Raw genomic sequence first — 6,366 nt, forward strand, 5'->3', positions numbered from 1 at the left:
ATCTGTTGACAGAATCTTTTACTCTGTTAGAGTAAAAGATATGAGGAAGACGACCACCGGACAGGCGATCAACCTGATCTGCCGTGCCGGCACCGCCCGCGACCTGTTCGACGGCGACCCCGGCAGCGATACCGACCGCAGGGCCGCCCGTCTCCGGTTCCGATCACTGCTCATGGCGGTCCACCCCGACCGCGGCGCCACGACCGGGCGCGACAACACCGATGTGGCGGCGCGACTGTCGGAGCTGTACGCGGACTGGCGACGGGGCACCGATGCGGCATCGAGTCCGCATGTGGTCGGCGCCGGCGGCACCTACGCGCTGCGAAACCGCTTGTGGGCCAACGATCGTGTCGCCTGCTACGGCACCGGCGAGCCCGGCGAGCGGGTCGAACTCGACCGGACCGCCGGCGGCCGATGCACGAGTGCACTCGGCGAGGTGTGGCCCGATGTCGCGGCGCGCGGAATGTCGGCATTCGTCCCCGACACCGTCGACGCCGCGGTCACCGACGGACGCGGCTGGATCGCGTACCGGATACCGGAGACGATGGCGTCGCTGCGTGAGGTGCGCGAGGCCTATCCCGATGGCCTCGACGGCCGGGACTGGGCGTGGATGCTGCGCCGGATCCTGATGACGCTGGCCGCCGCCGGCCGCGCGCACGGCGCCCTCACCGTCGACACCGTCCTCATCGAACCCGAGCAGCACGGTGTGCTGCTCACCGGATGGACAGCCGCGCTCGGTGGCGACGGTGCGGCCCTGGCCGATCTCACCGATGCCATGCTCGCACCGGGCGAACCGCGCCAGTCGCAGTTCATGCGTGCGGCGCAACGGCTTTCCCCCGAAAGGCAGCTGGCCGAATACGACCTGCTGCTACGACACGTGTACGGCCGCAGACGATTCCGGCCGTTCACCATTCCCGGCAGATCCAAGAACAACTGATAGGAGGCCCATCATGGGTGGAGGATATTGGGACACAAGCGCTTTCCAGGCTGCCGCGGCGGCCCGCAAGGCGGCCGGAGATCCCGACTTCGGATACAGCAACACCATGCGCAACCTGCCGCGCGATCAGCGCACCGCGGCCCCCGCGCTCGACGTGTTCGGTGCGCAGAGCCGCGAGGCCCGCGACAGCGACGAACACCCCGCGTCGACACCGATCGTCGTCCTGTTCGACGTCACCGGATCGATGGGTATGGTGCCGGTGACCGTGCAGAAGCGGCTCGGCGACCTGCTCGGACTACTCACCCGGGGTGGCTACGTGGCCGATCCGCAGATCATGATCGGGGCGATCGGTGACGATCAATTCGACGACGTGCCACTGCAAGTCGGACAGTTCGAATCGGACAACCGCATCGACGACCAACTGCGTGACATCTTCCTGGAAGGCGGTGGCGGTGGCGACAAACGCGAAGGCTACGCCCTCGCCGCCTATTTCCTGAACACCCGCGCCCAGACCGACGCCTGGGATAAACGCGGTCGCAAGGGGTATGTGTTCTTCATCGGCGACGAGATGAACAAAGCCGCCGTGTACGCGCAGTCGGTACGACGGATCATCGGCGACGACCTCACCGAGGACCTGCGGGTCGACCAGGTGTACCGGGAGCTGGCCCAGCGGTGGCACACGTTCTACGTGCTGCCCAATCTGACCAGCTACTACGACGATCCGGAGATCGAGAACCACTGGCGACCGCTGGTCGGTGAGCGCTTCCTCAAACTCGATGACCCCGACGGGGTGGCCGACCTGATCGCGCTGACGATCGGGATGACCGAGGACGCCATCGACCTCAAGGACGGATTGGCGGATCTGAAGGCCGCCGGTTCCACCACCCACGGCGCCGTCGGTAAGGCCCTGAAACCGTTCGCGGGGCGCTCGGTCACCACCGGTGGCGGCCGATTGCCGGCGGATCTGTGACCGTGCGGCGTACGGGCTCGCCGATAGTGCGCCCGAAGGGCTCGCCCATCGTGGTGGTCGGTCTCGGCTATGGCGACGAATCCAAAGGCGCCACAGTCGATTATCTGGCCTCCACGATCGGCGACACCGCGGCGGTGGTGCGCTGGTCCGGGGGAGCGCAGGCCGCGCACAACGTGTGTCACGGGCCGCGGCAGCACACGTTCCGGCAGTTCGGGTCGGGCACGCTGCGGGGCGTGCGCACGATTCTGCGGGCACCGATGATGGTCAATCCGATCTCGCTGGCCGCCGAGGCTGCCGAACTGGCGGCTCTCGGGGTCGGTGACCCGCTTGGGCTGGTCACCGTCGACCCTGGCGCTCTGGTGACGACGCCGATTCATGTGGCGATGAATCGAGCGCGCGAGATCGCGCGCGGCGATGGCCGGCACGGTTCGTGCGGAGAGGGTATCGGCGAAACCCGTGCCTACGCACTGGCGGTCGAAGCTCATGCACGGCAGGGTGATTCGATCGGAAACTTCCCGGTACACGCGGATGCGCCCGCCTCCCCCGCGCTCACCGTCGGCATGCTTCGGGACCGCACGGCCACCGTCGCCGCACTGGACGCACTGGCCGATTACGCACGGCCGCTGCTGGATTCGGCCGATCACCCAGACGCGACCCACGAGCCAGTGGTGGCGATCGCCGACGCGTTGTGCGACATCGCGGTGCTGCTGACCATCGTCGACGACATCGACGCGCACCTGGTGGCGGCGCTGTCGTCGGGCACGGTGATCTTCGAGGGCAGCCAGGGCGTGCTGCTCGACGAATGGTTCGGTTTTCACCCGTACACCACATGGTCGACGATCACCCCTGCCGGGCTCGCCGGTGAACTCCGGGCTGCTGGTCATCGTCCGTATGTCCTGGGGCTGACCCGCAGCTACGCGACCCGGCACGGCGCGGGCCCCATGCCCACCGAGGATCCGTCCCTCGATCTGCCCGACGTCCACAACCGCGAGGGCCGCTACCAGGGCGGCTGGCGGACAGGGCATCTGGATCTTCCCGCACTCCGGTATGCGATCAGGGCGGCGGGCGGAGTCGACGGTATCGGGGTTTCGCACCTGGATGCTGTGGGTACCCGGGAACTGCTCGTGGCCACCGGCTGGTCCGGGGTCACCGACCCACTGCCGCAGCCGTCGGGCACCGGCATCGCCGAGCTGGAGACGCTGACGGCGCGGGCGTGGGCGGCACGACCGGACTACCGGCCACTGCCCGGCACTCCCGAAGGCGTGCTCGAGCTGATAGGTTCGGCAACCGGGTGCCCGACGGTCCTCGCCGCGGACGGCCCACAGCGAACCGACCGAAGGATGTTGTGCCCGAACCTCATCTGCTGAGCATCGTGTGTGTCGACGTCGTCGCGCTGAGTTATCGGCGCGACGACCGTCGCGTCGTCGTCGGTGTGCACCGGCGCGACAAGGAACCGTTCACCGGGAAACCGGCCCTGCCGGGGGTGGTGGTGACCAGTGGTGAACGTCTGCGCGACGCCGCGCTGCGCGCCCTCACCAAACTCGGGCTGGGTGCGCCGGACGCACTCGGCCAGTTGCTCACCTTCGATGAACTCGCCCGAGACCCGCGCGGCCCGTCCCTGTCGATCGCCATGTGGGCGGTCTTCGATGACACGGCAGCCCGCAACGCCGCCCATGCCCAGTGGATCACCTTCGACGCGGTGCCGAAGCTGGCTTTCGACCACACCGCGATGGTCGTCGCCACACGATCACTGCTGGCCGACAAGCTGTGGCGCGACACGACGTTCACCCGCGCCCTCACCGGACCGGTGTTCTCGGCCACCGACGCCGTCGCCATCACCGAACAACTCGACGGCAGCCCCCCGCACCGCGCCAACCTCAACCGCGACCTCGCCAAGAACCCGAACCTCACCGAAGCCGGCACCGCCGCCGCCACCGGCGGCCGCCCCCCCAAACTCTGGAAATGGCTCTCCTAGAACTTAATTCGGAATCCAGGTGCCACATACTGACAGTAGATTACCGAATTGTCGGTCACCTCCGATCCTGGTACGGGATTCAGTGGCGGCGGATATCGAGCAGTTGCTCGTGGAATCCACCGAAACGCCGGTCGGGATCGAGGAGATGGATTTCGAGGATCCAGTGCGTAAGGGTGCCGTCGGGTAACCGATCACGCAGGCGCGTCGTCGAACCCGGGGCGATGTAGGAGGCGATCTTGTCGCCGGGAATCGATTCGTGCGGAAAGTCGCCGACGAGGTGTCCGGCGATATCGCCACCGAAGAGGAACCCGGCGTCTTCGGCGATCGCCACCACCGCGTCATACAACTCTTCACCGGTGATGTCGGGATCGGCGTCGAAAACCGCCCTCCCCGCCAGCCACACCGGTTCGAGTGCGTCGCGCACTGCGAGCTTGTCCGGGTCGTCGCCGAGCACGTAAGTGCGGCCGAAGTCGGCCTCCCAGTCGGCCAGGAGCGGACCGAAATCGAGAAAGACGATGTCGTCGGCGGCGATAACGCGGTCCGGTGGATTCTCGCGATACGGGTGCAGGGTGTTGGTCCCGGCCCGCACGATCCGCTTGTGCCAGTAGCGGGTGATTCCGAAGGCGTCGGCGGCCAGATCCCGGATTGCGGTACTCAATTCTCGTTCGGTTATCCCCGGCGTGATCAGCCCGCTCGCCACGACCTCGCCGAACAGTTCTTCGGCACGGTTCTCCGCATCGATCAGGGCTGCCACCCATGCGGCCTCATCAGCGCGTGTCACCTGCCCGATTGTGTCACGACGACTGTGTTCGACGCACCGCCCCGAACAGATCGCGGAGTGCAGTCCGCGGCGTGGCGTTGAGCACACCAAGAGCATCGGTGGGCAGCGACGACGGGCCGACCCCTACTATCGGGGCCATGTCTGAGACTTACTACGACAGCGACCGCTCGGACGAATTCGGATTCGGGGGCCCACGTTCGACGGCAGGAATCCAGGGGATCTGCATCCACACCACCGAGTCCGGGAAGTCCGCGACCGCGACCAGCTCCACAGCCGACGCTGTGACCTCCTACCAGGTGCGGACTCGGACGGGCTCGTATCACGTGATGGTCGGCGTGGACGGCAAACGGATTCGGCAGAACACCGACGACTGGGCGACATGGTCGACCGGGAATCAGGGAAACAACATCCTGCTGCACCTGTGCGTTGTCGGCAACGCCGAGCAGACGCGCTGGGAATGGCTTGCGCAGGACACGATGCTGCGTGCCGCCGCATCCGTGGTGCGGTACTGGTCCGACCGCTACGACATCCCGCTGCGCAAGGTTTCGGTGGCCGAGCTACCCGGCATCTGCGGACACGACGACACCCGTGTGTGGGGCGGCACCGACCACACCGACCCCGGCCCGGGTTTCCCGTACGACAAGCTCGTCGATTACGCGAAGGGGCCGACGACTGCGGCGCAGCCAGATCTGGTGCAGCAGATCGTGGACCAACTCCGCAACCCGGCCGGTATCGGCTGGCCTCAGTTCGTCGGGAACACGATCGGCGACGCACTCGCAGCACTGCAGACCACGCTGACCACGCGACTCAAGACACTGGTCAGATGACGTGAGTACCGGGCGTGTGGTGACGCCCTGGGGCTATGCCGCCGGGTATGGTCTCAGGCCACGCGCACAAGCGCCCCAATCTCTCCCCTAAGCCGAGTGCTCAGCGAGGTAGGTTTCCAAGGCCGCGTTGGGTCTGCTGCTGACCACCCTGCTGTTGGTGGCCGGAACCGGATCGGGCTGGGCGGACCGGGTGGCGCGGATGGAACCGGTAAATTCGTCGGCCGCGCTGGTCACGTCGCGAGAGTCCGCTGTCAGGCGCTGTAGCGCTGGCGGGCGGCTTCGCCGCTGGTGCCGATGAGCTCACCGACTCGAGCCCATGGGACACCGGTACCCCGCAGTGCGGTAACGGCGTTGCGGACACGCACTTCGACGGCGGCGCGTTCACGCGCAGCGCAGGCCAGTTCGTATTCGGCTGGGGTCATCATGTCGGCGTCGAAGTCGTCGGACTCGAACCGGTCGGCGAGTTCTTCGGCGTGGGCCAGGATTTCGTCAACCGTGCGGGGCATGGTCATCACACCTTTCATCGAAGGAACTTGGGTCGGGCGGTCATCGTGTGAAGGATCACGACCTCATCGCCCGAGCGGATGAAGCCGATCTCCAGGAGGGTGCCGTCTTCGGCGGGACCGACGGCAATGTCCATGTCGTTGGTCCCGATACCGGCGCTGATCACGTTGCGCCAGGCATGCAGGATGTCGGCGGAGTCGATGCCGTGCCGGTAGGCGGTGGCCGCGATCCGCGGATCGTTCTGCACAAATACAAGTTACCTTGCCCCGACGTGTGACACCAGGTGACCCTGCGGTCGCCAGTCCTTTGGCCGTAGGAATCGAGTAGGAGGGCCGGGTTTCCCGGCCCTCCTCTCACACCACCGGACGTGCG

9 protein-coding genes are annotated in these 6,366 nt (G+C 66.8%); 5 read left to right on the forward strand and 4 right to left on the reverse strand.

The features are described 5' to 3' along the window. The first annotated feature begins 40 nt into the window (after positions 1-40). The 4 genes from Q0627_RS16675 to Q0627_RS16690 are packed head-to-tail and all read left to right on the forward strand — an operon-like array spanning position 41 to position 3,882. The gene (locus tag Q0627_RS16675) at positions 41-937 is read left to right on the forward strand and encodes a hypothetical protein (protein ID WP_298811512.1); all 897 of its coding nucleotides are present in this window, start codon (positions 41-43) and stop codon (positions 935-937) included. Between the two features lie 13 nt (positions 938-950). Then, positions 951-1,907, forward strand: a complete 957-nt coding sequence (locus tag Q0627_RS16680) for a hypothetical protein (RefSeq protein WP_298811515.1) — start codon at positions 951-953, stop codon at positions 1,905-1,907. Continuing rightward, the gene (locus Q0627_RS16685; RefSeq protein WP_298811517.1) at positions 1,904-3,274 is read left to right on the forward strand and encodes an adenylosuccinate synthetase; all 1,371 of its coding nucleotides are present in this window, start codon (positions 1,904-1,906) and stop codon (positions 3,272-3,274) included. The genes Q0627_RS16680 and Q0627_RS16685 overlap by 4 nt, the downstream gene beginning before the upstream one ends. Further along, on the forward strand, positions 3,253-3,882 hold the full coding sequence (locus Q0627_RS16690) for an NUDIX hydrolase (RefSeq protein ID WP_291014804.1): 630 nt from the start codon (positions 3,253-3,255) through the stop codon (positions 3,880-3,882). The genes Q0627_RS16685 and Q0627_RS16690 overlap by 22 nt, the downstream gene beginning before the upstream one ends. Positions 3,883-3,961: 79 nt before the next feature. Here Q0627_RS16690 and Q0627_RS16695 read toward each other — a convergent pair whose 3' ends face one another. Further along, on the reverse strand, positions 3,962-4,663 hold the full coding sequence (locus tag Q0627_RS16695; RefSeq protein ID WP_291014806.1) for a M24 family metallopeptidase: 702 nt from the start codon (positions 4,661-4,663) through the stop codon (positions 3,962-3,964). A 137-nt stretch (positions 4,664-4,800) separates the two neighbouring features. Between Q0627_RS16695 and Q0627_RS16700 the strand changes: the two genes are divergently transcribed. Then, entirely contained in the window at positions 4,801-5,490 is a 690-nt protein-coding gene (locus Q0627_RS16700) for a peptidoglycan recognition family protein (RefSeq protein ID WP_291014808.1), read from the forward strand. 87 nt (positions 5,491-5,577) lie between these two features. On the opposite strand, the gene Q0627_RS16705 is transcribed toward Q0627_RS16700, so the two are convergent. The 3 genes from Q0627_RS16705 to Q0627_RS16715 are packed head-to-tail and all read right to left on the reverse strand — an operon-like array spanning position 5,578 to position 6,241. After that, complete coding sequence (locus Q0627_RS16705) at positions 5,578-5,724, reverse strand: hypothetical protein (RefSeq protein WP_291014810.1); 147 nt, start codon at positions 5,722-5,724, stop codon at positions 5,578-5,580. Positions 5,725-5,741: 17 nt separating this feature from the next. Further along, positions 5,742-5,996, reverse strand: coding sequence for a hypothetical protein (locus tag Q0627_RS16710; protein WP_291014813.1), 255 nt, complete (start codon positions 5,994-5,996; stop codon positions 5,742-5,744). A 14-nt stretch (positions 5,997-6,010) separates the two neighbouring features. Further along, complete coding sequence (locus Q0627_RS16715; protein ID WP_298811522.1) at positions 6,011-6,241, reverse strand: hypothetical protein; 231 nt, start codon at positions 6,239-6,241, stop codon at positions 6,011-6,013. Positions 6,242-6,366 lie beyond the last annotated feature (125 nt).

The sequence above is a fragment of the uncultured Gordonia sp. genome (assembly GCF_937858515.1).
In the GTDB taxonomy this organism is placed as follows: domain Bacteria; phylum Actinomycetota; class Actinomycetes; order Mycobacteriales; family Mycobacteriaceae; genus Gordonia.

Excerpts from the sequence above, each read along its gene's own strand:
- Q0627_RS16675 (WP_298811512.1), top strand. The coding sequence starts at position 41 with ATGAGGAAGACGACCACCGGACAGGCGATCAACCTGATCTGCCGTGCC.
- Q0627_RS16680 (WP_298811515.1), top strand. The coding sequence starts at position 951 with ATGGGTGGAGGATATTGGGACACAAGCGCTTTCCAGGCTGCCGCGGCG.
- Q0627_RS16700 (WP_291014808.1), top strand. The coding sequence starts at position 4,801 with ATGTCTGAGACTTACTACGACAGCGACCGCTCGGACGAATTCGGATTC.
- Q0627_RS16710 (WP_291014813.1), bottom strand. The coding sequence starts at position 5,996 with ATGCCCCGCACGGTTGACGAAATCCTGGCCCACGCCGAAGAACTCGCC.